Source organism: Alteromonas sp. AO-Serp (assembly GCF_017849675.1).
Classification (GTDB): Bacteria; Pseudomonadota; Gammaproteobacteria; order Enterobacterales; family Alteromonadaceae; genus Alteromonas; species Alteromonas macleodii.
This window is the reverse complement of sequence record NZ_JAFLMX010000119.1, coordinates 1-19749: the sequence shown is the minus strand read 5'-3', so window position 1 is coordinate 19749 and position 19749 is coordinate 1. Positions and strand designations below refer to the sequence as shown.

Annotated in this window: 19 protein-coding genes and 1 pseudogene; 9 read left to right on the top strand and 11 right to left on the bottom strand. The window is 46.5% G+C overall.

All coding sequences use genetic code 11. From position 1 onward, the window contains the following. The 6 genes from QVA83_RS09095 to QVA83_RS09070 form a co-directional block, all read left to right on the top strand. Positions 1–691: outer membrane lipoprotein-sorting protein (locus QVA83_RS09095; RefSeq protein ID WP_287498370.1), on the top strand; the 691-nt coding region annotated here is incomplete at its 5' end. Positions 692–719: 28 nt separating this feature from the next. Continuing rightward, positions 720–2333, top strand: coding sequence for a hypothetical protein (locus QVA83_RS09090; protein ID WP_287498369.1), 1614 nt, complete (start codon positions 720–722; stop codon positions 2331–2333). 27 nt (positions 2334–2360) lie between these two features. Then, positions 2361–2567, top strand: a complete 207-nt coding sequence (locus QVA83_RS09085; protein WP_014977706.1) for a YgaP family membrane protein — start codon at positions 2361–2363, stop codon at positions 2565–2567. 150 nt (positions 2568–2717) lie between these two features. Beyond that, complete coding sequence (locus QVA83_RS09080) at positions 2718–3299, top strand: DUF3299 domain-containing protein (protein WP_014951170.1); 582 nt, start codon at positions 2718–2720, stop codon at positions 3297–3299. 5 nt (positions 3300–3304) lie between these two features. Then, on the top strand, positions 3305–3751 hold the full coding sequence (locus QVA83_RS09075; RefSeq protein WP_069945154.1) for a hypothetical protein: 447 nt from the start codon (positions 3305–3307) through the stop codon (positions 3749–3751). 15 nt (positions 3752–3766) lie between these two features. Then, positions 3767–4495, top strand: coding sequence for a DUF3299 domain-containing protein (locus QVA83_RS09070; protein ID WP_069945153.1), 729 nt, complete (start codon positions 3767–3769; stop codon positions 4493–4495). 18 nt (positions 4496–4513) lie between these two features. On the opposite strand, the gene QVA83_RS09065 is transcribed toward QVA83_RS09070, so the two are convergent. From QVA83_RS09065 to QVA83_RS09050, 4 genes are all read right to left on the bottom strand, one after another. Then, positions 4514–5311 carry an HAD family acid phosphatase gene (locus QVA83_RS09065; protein WP_069945152.1) on the bottom strand — a complete coding sequence of 266 codons (798 nt, stop codon included), beginning with the start codon at positions 5309–5311 and terminating at the stop codon, positions 4514–4516. A gap of 62 nt (positions 5312–5373) precedes the next feature. After that, positions 5374–6300, bottom strand: a complete 927-nt coding sequence (gene folE2, locus QVA83_RS09060; protein WP_014951166.1) for a GTP cyclohydrolase FolE2 — start codon at positions 6298–6300, stop codon at positions 5374–5376. Between the two features lie 95 nt (positions 6301–6395). Continuing rightward, a complete protein-coding gene (locus tag QVA83_RS09055) occupies positions 6396–6872 on the bottom strand; it encodes a MerC domain-containing protein (protein WP_231513124.1) in 477 nt (158 codons plus the stop codon). Between the two features lie 71 nt (positions 6873–6943). Beyond that, complete coding sequence (locus tag QVA83_RS09050) at positions 6944–7561, bottom strand: ZrgA family zinc uptake protein (protein ID WP_278711736.1); 618 nt, start codon at positions 7559–7561, stop codon at positions 6944–6946. 90 nt (positions 7562–7651) lie between these two features. On the opposite strand from QVA83_RS09050, the gene QVA83_RS09045 reads away from it, so the two are divergent. Both QVA83_RS09045 and QVA83_RS09040 read left to right on the top strand, forming a co-directional pair. Continuing rightward, complete coding sequence (locus QVA83_RS09045; RefSeq protein ID WP_231513122.1) at positions 7652–10054, top strand: TonB-dependent receptor; 2403 nt, start codon at positions 7652–7654, stop codon at positions 10052–10054. A gap of 40 nt (positions 10055–10094) precedes the next feature. Continuing rightward, positions 10095–11483: a 5-methyltetrahydrofolate--homocysteine methyltransferase gene (locus QVA83_RS09040; protein ID WP_069945149.1), complete on the top strand. Its 1389-nt coding sequence runs from the start codon at positions 10095–10097 to the stop codon at positions 11481–11483. Positions 11484–11560: 77 nt separating this feature from the next. Here QVA83_RS09040 and QVA83_RS09035 read toward each other — a convergent pair whose 3' ends face one another. The 6 genes and pseudogenes from QVA83_RS09035 to QVA83_RS09005 form a co-directional block, all read right to left on the bottom strand. Continuing rightward, positions 11561–12415: a pirin family protein gene (locus QVA83_RS09035; protein ID WP_156078975.1), complete on the bottom strand. Its 855-nt coding sequence runs from the start codon at positions 12413–12415 to the stop codon at positions 11561–11563. 12 nt (positions 12416–12427) lie between these two features. After that, positions 12428–12649: pseudogene (locus QVA83_RS22490) on the bottom strand (amidohydrolase family protein); the annotation flags it as partial. Further along, complete coding sequence (locus tag QVA83_RS09020) at positions 12586–13923, bottom strand: amidohydrolase family protein (protein ID WP_502711459.1); 1338 nt, start codon at positions 13921–13923, stop codon at positions 12586–12588. The pseudogene QVA83_RS22490 and the gene QVA83_RS09020, both read right to left, overlap by 64 nt. A gap of 271 nt (positions 13924–14194) precedes the next feature. Continuing rightward, positions 14195–14563: a c-type cytochrome gene (locus QVA83_RS09015; RefSeq protein WP_014951160.1), complete on the bottom strand. Its 369-nt coding sequence runs from the start codon at positions 14561–14563 to the stop codon at positions 14195–14197. A 64-nt stretch (positions 14564–14627) separates the two neighbouring features. Continuing rightward, on the bottom strand, positions 14628–15338 hold the full coding sequence (locus tag QVA83_RS09010; RefSeq protein ID WP_156078974.1) for a hydrolase: 711 nt from the start codon (positions 15336–15338) through the stop codon (positions 14628–14630). Between the two features lie 144 nt (positions 15339–15482). Beyond that, positions 15483–15905: a YybH family protein gene (locus QVA83_RS09005; RefSeq protein WP_039229165.1), complete on the bottom strand. Its 423-nt coding sequence runs from the start codon at positions 15903–15905 to the stop codon at positions 15483–15485. 621 nt (positions 15906–16526) lie between these two features. On the opposite strand from QVA83_RS09005, the gene QVA83_RS09000 reads away from it, so the two are divergent. Further along, positions 16527–17309 (top strand): sulfite exporter TauE/SafE family protein, encoded by a 783-nt coding sequence (locus QVA83_RS09000; RefSeq protein ID WP_287498368.1) that lies wholly within the window; start codon positions 16527–16529, stop codon positions 17307–17309. Positions 17310–17464: 155 nt separating this feature from the next. On the opposite strand, the gene QVA83_RS08995 is transcribed toward QVA83_RS09000, so the two are convergent. Beyond that, complete coding sequence (locus QVA83_RS08995) at positions 17465–19582, bottom strand: TonB-dependent receptor plug domain-containing protein (protein ID WP_287498367.1); 2118 nt, start codon at positions 19580–19582, stop codon at positions 17465–17467. Positions 19583–19749: the final 167 nt, after the last annotated feature.

Below are 19749 nucleotides of genomic sequence, written 5' to 3'. Positions count from 1 at the left end.
CGCAGGCAATGACGGGCGTTCAATGGCGAGAATGCTGATTGTAGATGAGCAAGGTCGAAAGCAAATGCGTCAGTTTACTATTCTGCGCAAAGATGTGCTGAATGAGGCAGGCGCCGACACCGGCGATCAACGAATGCTGGTTTTCTTTAGCCGTCCTACTGAAGTTGAAGGTACGGTATTTCGCGTCGAAAAGCATGCGGCGCTTAATTCTGATGACGACCGTTGGTTATATTTGCCGGCTTTAGATTTAGTAAAGCGAATCGCCGCAGGCGATAAACGTACATCGTTTGTTGGTTCTCATTTCTTCTATGAAGATGTTTCCGGCCGCGCAACGGCGCAAGACAGTTTTGAGCTGCTTGAACACACCCAAACTCATTATCGCTTAAAAGCGACGCCTAAGGACAGAGCGCTCGTAGAGTTCAGCAACTATGTGGTAGAGATAGACAAAGACACTTACTTGCCCACCTTAATTAACTTTTATAAGGGTGACAATAACTACCGTCGTGTTGAAGCTGTAACTATTGAGACTATACAGGGCAATCCTACTGTGGTGAGAAGTAAAGTGACGGACCTTGCATCAGGTGGCTATACCCTTATGGAATTCAGAGGGATTGAATACGACATAGGTCTTCCAGATAGCATATTTAGTGAGCGTAGCCTACGTGTGCCACCGCAACGCTATATTAAATAACACTATTTTGAAAAAGGAATTTAGCACGGTGCGCTTGCCTAAATTACTAGCTCCATCCATATGGATAACGCTGCCTAGCCAAGCCTATGGTCTTTCTGAGCGGGTTAAAAAGCAATGGAGGGCGCACGCTTTACTCGCGCCGATTATTCTCACCTTTGCGCTCACGGCTGTAGTAAGTCTTCCATTAAACGCCCAGACAATGGGTGTTGAGACCCAGAATCAGGAAGACCCGTTGAAAAGCGGAGTAAAAGAGCGGAAAGCTAACGTAAACGACGAGTGGGACAGCGTGTGGCCTGAGGAGGATAATGTCGAATCAGGTGACGATTGGAGCGATGAGTGGGATGACGAATGGGGCACTGACAGCAAAAGTAAGCTTCGTATTTCTGGTTTCGCCGAGCTCGCCGTAGGAAACCGTTTTTCCCGTGACATGGCTACCGCGTTTGGCAGTCAGAATTCACAAATGAACGAGAGTTTTCAAGCTGCTAACGCGCCATCTGTGTTAAATAACAGCACATTGCGCGACGCCAGAGTTCAACTTCGCGCAGATTATGCATTAGACAGTTCCTCAATTTCCAGTAAAGCAGACGTTTGGTATGACGGCGTTACATCGTCGTGGGAATCACAACTTCGCGAACTGGCATGGCAAGGTAGCTTAAGCAGTATTCTTCCCAGCGCTTTAGTCGGCGCAGGGGACTGGGCAAACGCATTCGATATAAAAGTCGGTAAGCAAGTGCTGACCTGGGGAACAGGGGATTACTTGTTTTTAAATGATCTCTTCCCTAAAGATTATCAGTCGTTCTTTGCAGGAAGAGAAGACGAATACCTTAAAGCGCCGAGTAATGCATTAAAGGTGTCGGGCTACACGGATTTTGCCAATGTAGATTTAGTCGTCACACCTGAATTTGAGCCTGATATTGGTATTACAGGCGAAGTGTTTTCTTTTTACAGCCCGCAATTGGATGAAAACATTGCCCCTTCGTTTTCTGTTGAACGTGAAAATCGCCCACGAGGAAGTGAGCTTGCCTTAAGGCTGTATAAATCCGTTAAAGGGGTAGAGATCGCAGGCTATGGTTACACCGGTTATACAAGGCAGCCCACCGCGACAGATTCTCTTGGAAGACCGCGCTACAGTAAAATGAATGCCTATGGCGCAAGTGTTGTTACGCCTCTGGGGCGGGGGATAGCAAATGCGGAATACGTTTTCTACAACAGCCTTGAAGACATAGATGGAACTGACGGGCAAATAGCGAATGATCAAAGTCGTTTCTTACTAGGCTATAGCCAAGAAATTGCCGCAAATCTTACCGGTGGTTTCCAGTGGTACACCGAGTACTTACACGATGCGGATGGCCTAGATAGAACAGTCTCGTCTTCTGAGCGAGTTCAAGAAAAATACCGCCATTGGGTGACGACCCGTTTAACGTGGTTAGCACTTCGTCAAACACTGACGTTAAATACTTTTCTGTTTTATTCACCCAGCGATAGCGACGGATACCTAAAGACTACAGTGGCTTATTCGCCCACCGACAAGTGGCAAGTGCGAGCGGGGGTGAATGTCTTTTCAGGTAAGGATAACTATACGTTTTGGGGGCAGTTTGAAGACGCAAGTAATGCGTTTATTGCCTATCGATTTTATTTTTAATCTCTTCCAATATTTAAGGATTACGCTATGTCTCAGGAAAAAGCATTAACCGCCTTCGCAGGGCTCATGGTGTTGTTGTCTGTATTACTAACCCAGTTTGTTCATGCAAACTTTATGTGGTTTACCGTGTTTATTGGCGCAAACTTGTTCCAACAGAGCTTCACTGGCTTTTGCCCAGCAACGCTATTTTTTAAACACGTGCTTGGGCTTAAAAGTGAACGGGAGCTAGCGTAATTAACTGATGCTTCACAAATGCGCTAGCAAAGCATTTTCTATTGAGTAATTGGCGCTAAGTAACATTTTGCAAAGATAAACGTTTATCGCAATTCACTACGTTGTGATATGTTATAACATGATTGTTAAATAGTATGTTAGGTCATCTTTGTGAAATTTTCTGTCACGCTTTCTAGCGTTAAATTCGGTTTAATTGCGGCACTATTGGTTTTATTTAGCACGTTAAACCCAACCCAAGCCGCCAATTACGAGGAAATTGACTGGGTAGCTCTTATGCCCGAGGACGATTTGAGCGCGCTTTTAAACAGGCCTGAGTTTTTAAACGATATTGCCGATGGCTCTGCCGCCGACTCTGTCGATGACTTTGCTTCAAAGCAGCTAGAAGATGAACAAGCACAGCGATACCAACAAGCGTTAGTGTCGACGCGAGTGATAGAGGCGTTTGACGGGAAGGCTATCCGCATCCCTGGATTTATTGTGCCTTTAGAACAAAACGATGAGCAAAAAGCGACGGCTTTTTTCGTCGTTCCTTATTTTGGGGCTTGCTTACACATGCCACCACCGCCGCCAAATCAAATTTTGTATGTTGAATACAAAGAAGGCATTGCAGTTGAGAACTTGTACGACCCTTATTGGTTTGAAGGCACGGTAAAAATAGACAACCACGAAAGCGCACTAGGTACATCTGCTTATTCGTTAGTGCTAGACAGCTTCGCGCTTTACGAGGAGTAACTGATATGAAAAAAACAGTCGTTGCAGCTACCGTTTTATCAAGTCTTATAGCATTTCATAGTACTGCGTGTGAACTACACGCAGGTATGGGAAACATGCAGTTTGGCTTTCAGCACCCCATGATGCAACAGCACTTAGCGGCAGCTAAGGAGCCGCTCATTTCGCTCAATATCGACAGAAAGCGAGAAGTGGCTAAGCTTGAGGCGTCAACCGTTCCGCTGCGATTTACCATTCCTTCGAACTATAAAGAAGTTAGCGTAGATATGATGGCAAGTGATGGCGTAACGCTACTTTCACCGCAGCGCTTTTCTCTGCCGTCTACAAAGGGCGAACAAGCCATTAACTTTCAGGCACAAGAAGAAGGCACGCACGAACTTGTTCTAAAAGTCTATGCGCTTAAAAAGAATGTGCCGGTAACTTACACCCGCAAAGTCAAAATTTTAGCAAGTTAAAAGCTAGGATAATGTATGAAGCGCGCCACGTACGTTTTACTGGCTTCTCTTATTGCTTTGATTGCATTGGGCGCGCTGGTGGGGCTCGGCCTGAGGGGTAAGCTTGATAGCGTAATTGAGCGCTTTTTCGAGAATAACACGGCGATTTATCAAGACAGCCACAGGTTAACTACCGTTCAACAGTTCCAACCCTTATCGTGGGACGCGCTGTTACCTGACGCCGAAAAGGCGCTGTTGGGCAAGACCCGAACGACTCAAAATCCTCAGCAGAATTTACCCCTTCATGAACAGGTATTTCAGTCTATTCAACGCACGTTTGACGATGAATACCAGCAAGCGCTTATCTCAGTGAATACGGTTGATACATTTAACGGCAAGTACGTCGAACTCAGCGGGTTTATTGTGCCTGTAGAGGCCAATGCACAGCGAGAAATAACGGCGTTCTTCATTGTGCCTTATTTCGGCGCGTGTATTCATTACCCACCCCCGCCACCGAATCAAATTGTGTTTGTTTCGTTGAATAATACCCACGAGCAAGGCGGCATTAGAGGAATAGACATCCAGCAGGCGTATACGTTCTCGGGTGAGTTTTCTACCGGGTTGTATGAAGACCCTCAGGGCACATCCGCTTACTTACTGGATGTGGTAGAAATAAAGCCCTATTCAGGGCTGGGAAATGGCATTAACGATGACAACGCTAATCTAACGAACGGCGCTTTCCATATAGAAAGCGACATTCGTTGATTTTACTTTATCAATAGTCTACCAAGAACCATACATGGGGTTTGGCAGAATAAAAATCTCTGTGCCCACTCGTGGCATGAGCAACTCAACGTTGGCAGATTCTTGGGTTACGCCGCCCACATCTTCAATGTTGTCGCCAATTTGCATGATAATAGTGTGAGGCACAGCCCACGTAGACGTCGCGTCTTTAGACGTATTCGAACATGCGATCTTGCCCTGGGTAAGCTGCATTCTGCGCAAGTCTTTGTCATTAACCATACCTTCTTGGCCTACCGCTTCTTTGTCTTCAGCCGTGCGGCCAACAACACAGGTATTACTCGTGGTAAGCGGCAAACCTTGCGCCAAAAGGTTATTCCAGGTGTGACTATCAAGCGCTTTATTGCGATTTGTAATAAGCGCCACCTTGCCATTTCGTGCAACAACTTCATCGATGAAAGCGGCTACACCAGGCACAAGTGTGGCTTCTTCACGTTTTACCCATTCGGCCCAGCTTTGTGAAGAATATCCCAAGCCAGCACTTTCCCGTTTTTTTTGATAGGTGCTATTGTCTAGCACGGTTTCATCAACATCCATCACCACAACATCGCCATTAGCAAAACGCGTAGGTAGCGCTGAAATAGCTTGGCCATACACAAAACTTGAAAGAACAGGGTACTCTTTGCTGCTGGTTTGGTATATCACAGCATTTGACAGAGTGTGTGATTTTACACCAGCAAGCGGGGTTGAGGGCGCAGACGAGCACGCCGCAATAGCTGATACTGCAGCGCCTATGCACGCTGCTTTGCTGATGTAAGAGAGCTTGTTAAGAGATAACAATGTTATTTTCCTTTTATTGTTTCTTCTGCCTACCGGTTTCAACACCCAAATTATGTCTGAATTTATCGATGAACAGGGCCTGATAATTCAGCAATGGCGTCGTGTGCATGCAGACTTTCTTGATGTTCTACTTTTACACGAAAATAGGTAGCTTGGTAATACGTACTTAACGCTTCATGCAGTCGCCTTACCGAATCTTCTACAAACATTAGGTTTTCAGCATTACGCTTGGCAAACGCCTGTTCATCTTCACGCTTAACTGCGGTTTGAAGCGGTGTGCCTAACGCGTTTTCTATCAGGTCAATAATACCAATAAAATCGGGGATCTCGTTGTCGCTCAAATCTAGGGTTATATCGGCAAAGGATCGCTGTGCATGCGCCGTGGCGATGCTGGCTTGTTTAGAAGCGAGCCAAGCGCCCATTTCTTCTACGGATAAACCTTTTCCTTCGAATTGCTGCACAAACACTTCTGATAACGCCTTGCGAGAGAGGGAGGCCGAGCAAGGACAAGTACTAGAGTACGGTACTCTTAACTTAAGCTGTGCCTCATAACGTTCAGGTGAACGCCTTACGCAAAGTGAAGCTGGGTACGATTGATATCCTGACATCCTACTTATGAGCGCCGGACGAGACACGGTGAGGTCAAAGTGTAGATTAAGCTGGGCGCTGTTGCTCAGTCCATCTTGAGACTCGATAAGCGCGTTCATTAACGACACAAGTGCCGACTTATGTAAGTCTTGGTTGCTCAAATATCGCTGCAGCAAGCTGTACAATCGAGACATGTGAATGCCTTTAGCATTGGGATGATCTAAACTTACTGTTACATCGACTTTTGCTTGGCTGGCTAAGCGCTCACCGCGTTTACCTAGCACGTGCAGAGGGATAGCAATGCCCTGCATGCCTACACTATCAATAACAGGAAGTTGCGCAGTGGAATGCTCTGTAGTGACATCGGGAAGTACCGTGTCGGAATGATTAAAACTAGACAAAATAACCTCAGAATGAGACCTCAAAAACGGCTTACATCAATAATATTGCGAGCGTCGCTCGATAAGAATTACCCGCTTTTGAGGTTATGATGAAACTAATAGGGTTGTGATTGGGTGGTCTCGCGCTCTTCGCAAATAGGCACTTGCACGGTCGACCTAAGCCTATAGTTAATCAGGTGCGCACCAACGATAATAAACGACGCGATTACTGTGATTATCACTTCACCATATTCACCAAGCACTTCGTGTCCTAAGCCTATCCACTCAACGAGCAGTGGACTACTTAAAAGTGTTAGGCCAAAAACGCCAGCAAATACTACCCACTTATTTTTGTGATGTAGGTAGCCTAGTGAGAGCGCAAAAACACCGATGGGCAACACAAAGAACAGCAATATTTGATGGAAGGTTTCATCATTGAGAATTGACACACCTGCCAATGCAGGTATGGAAACTAATAAAATAGGCGTTAATAAACAATGTATTACGCAAAGGGATGAAAGGAGCATAGCGAGCTTGTCTGAAATAAACTGCACTTTTGGCATTGCGCTGCTTCCTTGATATATCGAATTCATAGTATGTCCGAAAATTGCTATGGCGCAGCTATAATGGGTGAAGCTTGCGCCTGAGAGAGTAAAAAATCTAACTAGCTGCTTATCAGTAAGGTTGGCTGACTTGGAGTTATCTCTAGTGCGCCTTGTCCTTTGTTGGTTACCCAAATTGCATTAACGTGCTGCAGGCTTGGCCAATGGGGAAACCCTGACATCTCAATACGTTTTATGGGGCCTTGGCAACTAAGCAAATATGCGACACGAAAATCAGAATGCGTGTTGCGATGGGCATGGCCTTCGTGTTCACTTTCATGCTCGTCATGCTCGTCATGCTCGTCATGCTCGTTAGCTACCTCCCATGGGCTTTCAAGTGTGGTATCGAGTAATTCACACGTATTGCTCAGGGTAAAAATATCGTCAAAGCGCTGAAAAACCTTTTGCGTTTCTTTATAACGTTTTTTCTCGCTAGCCGTGGATGGCGCGTATTCAAACCCCAGAACATCAGCAGCAGGCAGCTGCAGCACAAACTGCCACTCACTTCCCGCTTGTAGGATTTGTAGTTTGCCTTCGCCGTGAGTATGAGGCGCAGCATGAACAGCGTTGATACCAATCCCAGCCAAATTCAATCCGACAAAAGTACCTACCTTAAGAAAAGTTGAAGAGGCGCGTAGCGCTTTTTGTGAATTCTTCCACGTAATAGAAATAGTTTTCATTTTTACCTCTTGCGTAAACGTTACAATATAACATACCATAAAAATAAATATGATACATTATCACATTACACAAATTCAGAGGTTAGAATAATGAAACTGTCTCGATTGGCGTTAGGCTTATCGCTTTCAGCGCCTGCGTTGCTATTAGCATCTCCGTCAGCGCTGGCACAAACACTTTCTGGCACGGTAACTAATGCAGCCGGAAAGCCGCTCGCCAATGCCACTGTTGAAATTGAGGCGCTAAAGCGCGTTACCAGCACTAACGAGCTGGGCGAGTTTACTTTCTCTAACGTAAAGGAAGGCGACTATACGCTTCACATATTCGCCTCTGGCTTCGCTCACTTACATGAGCATGCGCAAGTTCAATCTGACAACGCAGAAGGCGCTAACTTTGTCTTGGCGCGCAGTGCTATCGAAGTGATTGACGTGCACGCCACGCCTATGCATTTATCGGTGATGGAATCGGCCACACCAGTGAGCGTGTTATCTGGCGAAACCTTACGTCGGCAACAAGCGGCCACGCTGGGCGATACGCTAGAAAAATTACCCGGCGTACAGTCTAACTTCCATGGCAATGTTGCGAGCACGCCAATTATTCGTGGCCTTAGCGGACCACGGGTACTGATTACTCAAAATGGCTTGGATGTGAGCGACGTTTCCCGTGTTGGCCCCGACCACGCAGTAGCAAGTGAAGCCTCAACCGCTAAACAAATTGAAGTGCTGCGTGGGCCAGCAACCCTGTTCTTCGGAAGCGGTGCGATAGGCGGTGTGGTGAACGTAGTTGACCAACGTGTGCCCACGTCCACTGAAACGCGCGGTGAATTTGTATTAGAAACGCAAACCGTTAACGACCAGAAACTTGGAACGTTTAACGTGACTACTGGCGTGGACAACATGGCCTTCTATGCTGACGGTTTTTATCGCGATTCAAATGATTATGAAACACCTGTTGCCCCTGACATTGATGACCCGGATGGCGCCCATGTGGTTGAAAACAGTAACGAAGAATCGAGTGGGTTTACGTTAGGGACCAGCTACTTATTCGACCAAGGCTATGTTGGCGTAGCGGTAGAGCGGTTTGAGCGAGAGTATGGCGTGCCTGGGCACAGTCACGGCGGAGATACTTCGGTATTCGCTGATCTTGAGCAAACTAAGTATCAGCTTTTAGGTGAGTACAACTTTACTAATGACTTTTTGCAAAGTGTTCACTTTAGAGCGGGCTATACCGATTATGAACATGCTGAAGTTGAGGGCGGTTTAGTAGGTACCACTTTTAGTAATGAAACCGAAGAACTTCGCGTAGAGTTATTGCATAAACCCATGGCTGGCTGGCGCGGTGGTATCAGCCTTCATTACAAAGGGAGCGATGTATTTGCTCAAGGCGAAGAAGCCTTTACACCGCCTTCAGAAATGGAGATGTTTGCTGTAGCACTCATGGAAGAGCGTCACTTTGGTGATTTTCTGGTTCAACTAGGAGCGCGAGCGGAAAGCGTAACATTAGACGCATCAAGTGTGCTGTTGCCTGAGCTTGACGCTCACGAGCACGACGATGAACATGATCATGATGAGCATGCTCACGACGAACATGAACATGAAGGCAGCGAGTTCGTACGACAGTTCGCGGTAGATCAAGAGTTTACACCTATATCGCTATCAGCGGGTGTAGTTTATACCATTAATGAAAGCTATAACGTGGGCGTTTCACTTTCCCGTTCAGAGCGCGCCCCTTCTGCCTCTGAGCTACTTTCTTTTGGCCCGCATATTGGCACCCGTACCTATGAAATTGGCGCCCTGTTTGATTTGTCAGAGGAAGGCGAGTTTGTGCTTTCTCAAACGGCAATCGATCTTGAGACAGCAAATAACATCGACCTAACGTTCAGAAAAACACAGGGTGACGTTGGCTTTGTATTTAATGCTTTTTATAACCAAGTAGATAACTACTACTTCCAAGAAGAAACCGGCTTATTCGCTGAAAGTGGTCATGACCATGATCATGGCGAAGAGGGGCACGGTGAAGAAGGGCATGATGAACACAGCGATGAACTACCTGTTTACCTGTTTGGTTCAGCTGACGCCATCCTTCATGGTTTTGAGTTACAAGTTGCCTGGCAAACCACTGACAACCTAAAACTCGATTTCTTCGCCGACTACGTTAAAGCCCGCCTTAAAGATGGTGGCGCACTGCCTCGCACTTCGCCCATGCGAGTGGGCTCACACGTTGCCTATACGTTAGATAACATTCGCGCAGATTTAGACATCACATATTTTGCAAAACAAGACGATATCTCGACGTTCGAGACTGAAACGGACGGCTACACCCTTGTTGATGCTTCAATCACGTACGACATTCCTTTGGGAGATATTGATTTATCGGTTTACCTGAGCGGTGAAAACCTAACCGACGAAGAAGCGCGCGTTCACACCTCATTTCTGAAAGATATTGCACCACGTCCGGGTAGAAACTTTGCTTTCGGCGTACGCGGTTATTTCTAAGATCAGCTTATAAAAAAGAATTATTGATAGGGATACACACATGAAAAATAGACTAGTACTAAGCGCCATAGCCAGCGCACTTTTGCTTGCAGGCTGTGGTGATGCAGAAACCAATATTGTAGAGCTGGATCCTATTGAGGTGCCAGAGGATGATCACGACCATGATCACGATGGCGACCACGGCTCAGATTATGAAATTGAAAGTGAAGGCAGATTGGTTGTTGCCGATGCTGCATCAAATACGCTCACTGTCTTTGATCTAGATGATAATTCAGTACTTGATACGTTTTCTGCAACCTTTGATGGAAGTAGTGTAAGCGCCTCCGCAGACTATCGCTTTGCAGTCATCAACAGCCGAGCAAACGGATTAACTGAGTTTCTTGATGGTGGATTATGGCGAGAAGATCACGTAGAGCATCTGCACGACTATGAAGAAGCTCCAAGTCTGTCTGGTTTCACACTTGAAGGTAGTCAACCGACTCACGTAGTAACACATGACGGTCAGCTTGCTGTGTTTTACGACGGAGATGCCGATACCAGCATGCCGGCAGCGGTAAAAGTGGTAACTGATACTCAAATTGCCAGTGAAATTACAGAAGTTCCTACTTTGGAATTTACCGTAAATATGCACGGTGTCGCGGAACCGCGTGGAGACATGCTAATTAGTACTGTACGTCGTGATGATGCAGAGTCTCGTTCTGCTAACCCAATCTTGCCAGACAGCGTTGCGGTATATCACTGGCATGATGGCGAGTACGAAGAAGAGCAACGCTTTGGTGGCGAGTGTGCTGATTTACATGGCGCCGCTCAAAACGAAATCGCTGTGGCATTTGGCTGTAGCGACGGCGTATTAATTCTCAACGAAGATGATGAGGTATTTACCAGCGCGTTTATTGACAACATTGATGGGCTTGGCGATCTGCGCATTGGCACAATGTATGGACATGAACACGCAGAAGCGTTTATTGGTATTGCTTCACAGCACGGCGGTGGCAGCGCCATCTTGGCCAATGTGTCGCCTGTAACTAGCACAATGAGCGTGATTGACTGGCAGCCAGAGACTGACGCTCATGCAGTGTCATACGGCTTCTCAATGGGCGGTGAATTCTTTGTTATTTTAGATGACAAAGGTTTTGTAACACTGCTAGAAGCGCATGAAGAAGACGGTGACACGCACTGGGAATTTTCGCACAAAATTGATGTGGCCAGTGCCAGCGCCGCAAACCTAGCAGAAGGTCAGTCATTTAGCATGGCGGCATCGCAACACGAAGAAGCCTTGTTTGTTGTTGACCCTGTTGCGCAAGCTATCCTCGCTGTTGATTTGGAAGCCGAGACCTCGGAAACCTTGCTTGAACTGGATTTTGAGCCTGCAGGTGCAGTTTGGCTAGGTATTGCTGAAGAACACGAGCACGACGATCACGACCATTAATACACAGTGGCATTTCACTAACGAAAGAGCAGGCTACAAACCTGCTCTTTTTAGTTTTAGCTAACCTTAGCAAGGCATTATTTAGGCAGCGGAATAAACTCGCGGTCATCGCCCGGAATAGTTGGGAATAACCCGTTTGCCCAACGAGCCTCAGCGTCTTCTATTTTCTCTTGAGAGTACGCCAAAAAGTTCCAACGTAAAATGGGTTGTTTCTCCATTTTCTCTCCACCTAAAAGGAAGTAGCGACTATTCTCCATGGTTTCAATTTCACTTTCATCGTCCAATAGCACAAATTCGCCTGCGCTGAATACTGCATCGCCTAGTTTTACTTTTCCGGAAATAACGTAACAGGCCGTTTGAGAATTGCCACATGGACGCTCAATAACCGCTCCTGCTTCTGTTATCACATCTAAATAAAACATGGGTGAGTACGTCTTAACCGGTGACGTGTAGCCGTACGCTTCCCCTGCAATTAGGCGCATCAGTACTTCTTCACGATGTATATACGGCAGTTTAGCTTTGTTAACGTGTATAAAGCTGGGCTCCATATCTGCCTTTTCTTCAGGCAATGCAACCCAGCACTGTAGACCGTTTAGCACATGGTCACTGCCTCGGGTTTCAATGGTCTCTCGCTCAGAGTGAACAATGCCTTTACCCGCTGTCATCCAGTTTACGTCACCAGGCTGTATTTCCTGAATAGTGCCTAAGCTATCCCTATGCAGCATACTACCTTCCATTAAATAACTAATGGTGGCCAGTCCTATATGCGGGTGGGGCCTAACGTTAATGCCGCTGCCTGCTGGGAAATGTGCAGGTCCCATATGGTCAACAAAAACAAATGGGCCAATGCTCCTTGCGTCAACGTGGGAAATAATGCGACTTACTGAGAAACCACCTAAATCTTTTTTGTGAGATGAAATTCGTTTTGCCATGATCTTTCTCAATTAACGTTGTTGGGAGAAGTTAACCGGTGACCACGCGGGCTCGGCTGTTTCTATTGGTGTTGCGAGTTCTGGGTACTGCTGTCTATCGGCAAAAACGACGTTGCCGTCTACGACAGTTAACTGTGCTTGTGTGTTTAGCAATGCCTTTTCACTTACTGTTAAGATATCGTGGTTAAGAATAGCAAAGTCAGCGTAAAAGCCAGGTTGTAATCTACCCTTAACCTTTTCTTCTCCAGATAGTGCAGCGCTGCCTTGAGTAAATAGCTTAAGGGCTGTCTGTCTACATGTTCTGTACCTAAATCAAAACCACCCACGGTTTTTCCGCTCACTGCCCAGTAATAGGTTGCCCATGGATTAAAACTTGAAACGCGGGTACCGTCTGTGCCTAAGCCTACTGTGATACCAGCACTAAGCATTTGCTTTATAGGGGGCGTACGCTTGGCTTGCTCGGCGCCATATCGCTCAACGAAATCCTCACCGGCAAAGGCCATACGACCTTGTACCGCAATCGAGCCACCTAACGCTTTGATGCGCGAGAGATTTTCATCAGACACCGTCTCAGCGTGGTCAATAATCCAGCGCACGCTATCAACGGGCTGTGTTGAGTGAATATGTTCAAGTACGTTTAAAATACGTGTTATAGATTGGTCATAAGTGGCATGGAGCCTAAACGGCCACTGCTGCAATAGATAAAGCCTAGTCACTTCTTCCAGCGCATCTTCGGCTTCGCCTGGAAGTTCAGGGCGTGGCGCACGAAAGTTTTCATAGTCTGACGCTTTATAAGTGAGTAGCTCGCCACCGCCTTCAATTACATAGCCATTGTCTAAATGAATATGCTGGTTTTGATTTGCTTCATACTTACTCATCCATGTAGCAAAACTCACCATTTCTTTAGTGGGAACTTGCGGGAACAAGTAATTAGAAACCCGTATCGGTAACTCACCGAGCTTGGCAAGGGTTTCACTGGCTGTATAGTCTTCAGGAAAGGTATGGCCACCGCCGCCTGCGTCTACTACGCTAGTTACGCCTAAGCTAAGTAGCTTGCGATAAAACTGTCGACTGGAATTTAACTGCTCATTTGCGCTTAGCTGAGGCAGCGCTGCAATGGTTTTATACAAAATCATTGGGTTGGGTTGAGCAAGCAAAACACCTGTAGGGTTTCCGGTAGCATCTCGCTCTATCACGCTTCCCTTTGGCGCTTGGGTGTCTTTGTCTATTCCCAGTGCTTCAAGGCCTTTTTTATTGAGCACACCACCTGAGTAAAGATGAAGCACAAATACCGGTGTGTTTGGCGCGATGTCGGTAAGCTCTTGTGATGTAGGTAAGCGCTTCTCTTCAAATTGATAAGGGCTGAAACCTCCAATGACTCTTACCCATTGCCCCTTGGGCGTGCGTTTGGCTTGTGCTTCTAGCATGGCTAAGCCTTCTTTCAAGCTTGTAATACCTTCCCAGCGAGTTTCTAAATTATAAAAACGTCCTCCACGCGTTACGTGCATATGCGAGTCATTAATACCTGGAATGAGCCGCTGTCCTTTTGCATCGATTACTTGAGTGGCACTATCTGCGTCTGCTAGCAGCTGTTGGGCATCTTGCGAAAAGGCGCTAAATTTACCTTTTTCTACGCTAAGAGCCGTATAGGTTTGGCCGCTCGAATTTGTGATTTTTGCATTTACAACGACCAGATCTGGGGCAGCCATTGCCTGGCTAGCGCCAAACAATAGAGCAACAATCGAAAAACGTGACAATAATAAATTCATGGGATAGCTCCTAGTTATTGCTGCTTTGGCTAGTGGTTTGTTTACCTGACTGGGCTGCAAAATAAGTGGCTAGGGCGTCAATATCGTCATCGCTAAGCCCTGATGCATTGGGGCGCATGATGCTGGCCATACCGCCTTTCCTGATGCCGTCGCGATAAGCTTTAAGTGCATAAACTAGGTACGGTTTGTTCTGACCTGCCAAGTTAGGGTTACTTTCAATGTTGGCAATGCCTGTTTCACCGTGACACCCCATACAGTATTGTGAAAGTGTTTGGCCTTTTTCGTATTGCGCGCTATCGGTATTAGCGCTAACGCTGAAAGAAAGTGTTGCGATTTGAAGCGCGGTCAATAGTGCTACAAGTGGGTGCAAAGCTCTCATGTTAAACTCCTCGTGCAGTAACGATACAAGTGCGACAGGTCACGGTGACCTGTCGCATCAAAGGCTACTGGCCTTCTTTGGCGTTAAACATTTCGGTTGCGTAAATAAGGCCTAAACCGTATCCCCCAGCATGTTCTTTTGCGATGTTTGTCACGTCCACATAGCTTTCAGTGCGAGCCCAATCACGTTGAAGTTCTAGAAGGTACTGCAACCAAGTAATGGGTTGAGCACCTGCCTGAATCATACGCTGAACCGCCATGTCGTGAGCTTCTTTAGATACACCACCAGACGCATCGGTTACAAAATACACGTCATAGCCTTCTTCAATGGCAGACAGCACTGGCCCTACACCGCAAACTTCTGTCCAAAGCGCTGCAATAACAATTTTGTTCTTTTTAAATTTCTTAACCTTGTTGGTTACTCGCTTATCTTCCCAGGTGTTCATCGTTGTGCGGTCAATAGGTGTTTGGTCGGGGAATACTGCTTTTAATTCCGGGAATAGCGGGCCGCTGAATGACTTTTCAGCTACGGTTGTCAGAATGGTGGGTACATTAAATGCCTTTGCAGATTTTGCTAGACCTGTAACGTTGTTGCGCACATCTTCGATTGAATGTGAGCGTGTTGCAAACGCCATTTGAGGCTGGTGGTCGATAAGAATGACCGTGTGGTTGTCGGGTGTCAGAAGGCTCTTGGCTGGCTCTCCCGCTTGCACAGAAGGAACAAGAAAGGTTAAGCCAGTAACAAGTGCTGCCATTGATTTTTTAATATTGAACATTGTGATTTCCTCTTGGATTAAGTTTGTTGTGAGTACTTCGTAAACCTCGAGATAAATCTTATGTTCGTTTTTATTAACTTAAAATGCGTAAAAATTCATCAAATTATTCTAATTTTTAGAATTAAATGACTAGATTTGAGAGAATCACGCAAAATCTAACAAATCAGTACCGAAGAAGTTATCGATGACACAGCGCCATTCACCACTTGCATCCCTTTGCAGAACATAAACGGCGCGCTTACCCTCGCAGGGTAGGGCGTTGGGTGTTGTTTTGGGAACAAGGTAAAGCTTCGCGACGACTAGCGCTACGTCACCGGCTTGTATAACCCGTTCATCTCCGGTTGTAACAAAATGATCGGGCATGAATTTCTTTTGAAATTTAAGCAGGGCATCAACGCAGTCTCGCTGCGTGGCATGTTCTTCAGCGGCTTGGTTTTGCGTTGAGCTGGACATAGGGGTCGCGACCACTGTTGCATCGCTAGCATAACATTGGGATAAGGCGTCTTGATCGCCGCGGTTTACTGCGTCATGCAACTGTTGTAACACGTGAGATATTGGATTGTTCATGGCTGTCGTTCCGTTATTTTTACCGCAAGACGAGCCAATAAAAAACCCGCCTTTGCGGCGGGTTTAGTGAATTCTATTTACGCACTAGCTAACCCGCCCATTCCTTAGAATAGCGAGAATAATAATCAGCGCAGACGCTGAGTAAGCAGTATGTGTATTCGTGTTTTTAGGCATAGTATTTAAAAACAGTGCGCTGCTAGTGAGTATTTAATGACCCGAGTATCCTGTGCATAATGAAGAAAGTCAATGGGTTTTTAGGTGTAGAAATTAGACCCATGCGAGTGGGTGGGCAAGCGGTAAGTGTAAGATGTAAGGTCTCACGCTACCCTAGGCTTCAAATATGGTAATGCGAATAATCGAGCCCTGCTTTAAACAATCATAAATATCTTTATCAGTGAACCCGCTATTGCGGAGAAGTTGCCTAGCAACTAGCTTAGCGCCTTTTGTACACTGCTTGTCACGTATTATTCGAAGTGCTTTGTTTAAATAACTAATAGAAGGCATGATAAATAACCTTACGCGCTAGGCGTGAGTTTTGTATAATATTTAAACGATATGTTTTGGTGTAATGATCACTCAAACCATACAAACTGTGTTACGAATTAAGGTGGAATTTGACCCTTGGAGTTACTTTATAGCTGGTTAACGGCCAATGATGCGATGTCGATGTCATCATCAGTAGTACTTGTTGTTACCTCCTTCTTTACGTCGATGATGACAGCAACGCTGGGTATTGGTGGCGGGGTCTTATTACTGGCAGTAATGGCCGGTACTATGCCAGTCAGTGCGCTGATCCCGGTTCACGGTTTAGTACAGCTTGGTTCAAACGGTAACCGTGCACTGATGACGGCAAGGCATATCGACTGGAATATGCTGAAGTATTTTTCTTTAGGCGCAATCGTTGGCGCTTTTTTGGCCTCGTTTGTTGTGGTTCAGCTGCCGTTGGTTATTATTCAATTTGCGGTTGCCGCATTTATTTTATTTCTGGTGTGGGGGAGTAAACCCAAAGCACAAGAAATGAACCCCGCGGGTAGAACATTGGCCGGAGTGGTAACCACGCTGGTTTCAATGTTTGTAGGTGCCACAGGGCCTCTGGTGGCGGCATTTGTACACCGAAATAATTACAGCAAAATGCAGATTACCGGCACGTTTGCCAGCTGTATGACACTGCAACACGGCCTTAAAGCGTTTGTTTTTACCTTTGTAGGGTTTTCTTTTGCCCAGTGGGCCGGGCTAATCATTATTATGATTGCCAGTGGTGCGCTCGGCACATTCATCGGCTTGAGAGTATTAAAGCGTGTCCCCGCTGAAAAATTTATGCTGGCGTTCAAGATAGTGGTGACACTGTTGGCCCTGCGGCTCTTGTGGCAGGCATTCTCAACCTTATTTCCCGCTGTAATCTGACACAGCTCTTTACCTTCAAAATACTTACGTTAGTGCATAAGTTTTCATTTCTAGCGTTTAAAACGGCATGTGTATCAGACATTACGAGTAGATAAACCAGCGAAGGAGAATCACTGGTTTATCTTTATGCCCTTTGGAGTTTGAGTTTTAAACGGTTAGAACCTGTAGCTCAGCGATAAATGCCACTCTCGCCCCGCAGCGGGTACTCGCTCACCTACTGCAACATCAGTATTCATCACGCGGTTAATTCCTGCTGTGTGTGGGGCGTAGTGTTTGTCAAACAGGTTATGAACGGTTGCCGTTACCTGAAGGTTTGACTGTGCATTATCTATAAGGGTGAAAAGCCCCGTAATATGCACCAATCCATATCCAGCGGTAGTGTTTTCACTTTGTAGCGCTGAAACGTGGTTTTGTGCTCCTACCAATTCTGACGTTAATTGGAGTGCCATTGGCGTATCAAGCAGCTGTGTGTCCCATTGAATGGTGGTGATCAGCTGTTCGGGGGCAATACGAAACAACGCATCGTCGATATCGTCGCGATTACCGTGCTGAACACTTGCTACTGCGTTAAGCTTCACGTTATCAAACACATTACCCGAAACAGTCAGATCTGCCCCTTTGATTACGGCGTCTGTATTAGTCCACTGAAATGGTGTTGTGCCTGCCATCATGGTAGAGACCATATTGGCAGCCATATTCGTGCTGGGAGAACCAGTAATATAGTCTTCAATATCTTGATAAAAGAGACGAGGAGAAACTGACCAGCTTTTGAAACGGTAATCAATACCCACATCTATCTGGCGTGCAGTTTCGTTGTCTAGAGCCAAGTTACCAATATAGTTAAATCCGTCTGCCATTCCCCCAGAAATACCAAGAGGTAGCCACGTATAGCGCTCGAAGTAAGTAGGGGCACGGTTTTTCTGCGATACCCCAAGGACAACATCGACATTGTCGCTGGCGTGATATCGCGTGCTAGCGGCAATATCTAACATGTTATAGCTCTTACTGCGTTCTGCCGCGTTGAAATCATCAACGAGTGAAGCAATGGCTGGGTTCATCATAACCATATTAGAACCGGCTAGCCCGGCATCCATGTCAACACGTGTATACCGGGTACCAATTGTTGTTGAATAAGATGCTTTATCTCGCTGCCATTCTGCGTATACGCTGGCTGTGTCTTTTTCTACGTTGGTAAAGTTATCAACGAAGAACATGCCGTTATTAGGGTTGGTGATGGTCGAGTTATTCCTGCTGTGGTGCAGATAGGCACCCAGTTTGAGGTCACCTTCATAAAATGGCATTACATAGGTGGCATCTACACCTTGAGCAATAGCATCAGCGTTATTCTCTCTCGCCATGTCGGCAGACATCACCATGCGCTGTGAGAAGTTGTCCATGGCATGTTGGTTGCTGTTGCCAAACCAGCTTAACGTGAAGAAATCCCTATCATTTGCGTTATAGCGATAGCCCAGTCGATACCAAGCGGCATCAATAAAACCAATGTCCATGGCTAAAGCAGGCGTGCCGCTTTCGTTAGTATTAAGTTGCTGATAACTCACATCGACTTGGTGATTGCCCCACTCGACGCCCGCCCTGAACTTACCGCCATTTCTTTGGTAATGGCTGTTTGGTATAACGCTGTTATCTCCCGACTCTTGTTCGTCGCGCTGCTGATGAGTGAAGGCGCCGCTAACAAAAGCCTGCTCACTCTTATAAAACACATTGCCTTGGTATTGCTGACCGCTCCCCGGAGATATTGCGCTGGCACTTACGCTACCGCTAAAGCCTGTATTCAAGTCAAAAAGTGCTGAGGCATTAGAGTGAATGCGAAGCTTTCCGCCTAGCGTCTGCACACCTGCACTTACTGGCACAATCCCCCGGTAAAGGGTGGCGGTCAGTCCTGGCTCTGGCAGCACATGAGAAAGGGGCGAGTCCATGGCGTTTGGTCCTGCTCCAGCAATATCAACGCCATCAATGCTTACGCCAACTCGGTCACCGTAAAGTCCTCTATACTGAATAAGCCCGGTGACTGGGCCGTTTCGAGATATCGACACGCCAGGTAATGTGGCAAGTTGATCGCCAAAGTCAGCGTCAATATTGCTGGTAGCACTAACAGACTCTTGCTCGATATTTTGCGTGCTAAGGGAAAGCGGTGTGCCAATAACGGTGACCACTTCTGTCGAAGTGTTATCGGCTAAGTCGATGGTGTTTGCGTAAATGTGTACGGGCGCGCACGCAGTGAATACGGCAAGCGCAATGATAGATTGCTTCATAACAATTCCATTTTAAAAAACGAGTGTTGTGCATGGTGAAAGCATGCATGTTCAGTGTGTTTTGGAGGTTGTTATGCGTGCGGTGGGGCGCGGCTTAGCGGCGCCGCGTAGGCGAAATCTGTAAAGGGTTTAGCCGCTAAACGCGCCACTAAAGCACGATAGCGAAC

Excerpts from the sequence above, each read along its gene's own strand:
- QVA83_RS09085 (WP_014977706.1), top strand. The coding sequence starts at position 2,361 with ATGTCTCAGGAAAAAGCATTAACCGCCTTCGCAGGGCTCATGGTGTTG.
- QVA83_RS09075 (WP_069945154.1), top strand. The coding sequence starts at position 3,305 with ATGAAAAAAACAGTCGTTGCAGCTACCGTTTTATCAAGTCTTATAGCA.
- QVA83_RS09070 (WP_069945153.1), top strand. The coding sequence starts at position 3,767 with ATGAAGCGCGCCACGTACGTTTTACTGGCTTCTCTTATTGCTTTGATT.
- QVA83_RS09055 (WP_231513124.1), bottom strand. The coding sequence starts at position 6,872 with ATGAATTCGATATATCAAGGAAGCAGCGCAATGCCAAAAGTGCAGTTT.
- QVA83_RS09050 (WP_278711736.1), bottom strand. The coding sequence starts at position 7,561 with ATGAAAACTATTTCTATTACGTGGAAGAATTCACAAAAAGCGCTACGC.
- QVA83_RS09045 (WP_231513122.1), top strand. The coding sequence starts at position 7,652 with ATGAAACTGTCTCGATTGGCGTTAGGCTTATCGCTTTCAGCGCCTGCG.
- QVA83_RS09040 (WP_069945149.1), top strand. The coding sequence starts at position 10,095 with ATGAAAAATAGACTAGTACTAAGCGCCATAGCCAGCGCACTTTTGCTT.
- QVA83_RS09035 (WP_156078975.1), bottom strand. The coding sequence starts at position 12,415 with ATGGCAAAACGAATTTCATCTCACAAAAAAGATTTAGGTGGTTTCTCA.
- QVA83_RS09020 (WP_502711459.1), bottom strand. The coding sequence starts at position 13,923 with ATGCACGTAACGCGTGGAGGACGTTTTTATAATTTAGAAACTCGCTGG.
- QVA83_RS09015 (WP_014951160.1), bottom strand. The coding sequence starts at position 14,563 with ATGAGAGCTTTGCACCCACTTGTAGCACTATTGACCGCGCTTCAAATC.
- QVA83_RS09010 (WP_156078974.1), bottom strand. The coding sequence starts at position 15,338 with ATGTTCAATATTAAAAAATCAATGGCAGCACTTGTTACTGGCTTAACC.
- QVA83_RS09005 (WP_039229165.1), bottom strand. The coding sequence starts at position 15,905 with ATGAACAATCCAATATCTCACGTGTTACAACAGTTGCATGACGCAGTA.
- QVA83_RS08995 (WP_287498367.1), bottom strand. The coding sequence starts at position 19,582 with ATGAAGCAATCTATCATTGCGCTTGCCGTATTCACTGCGTGCGCGCCC.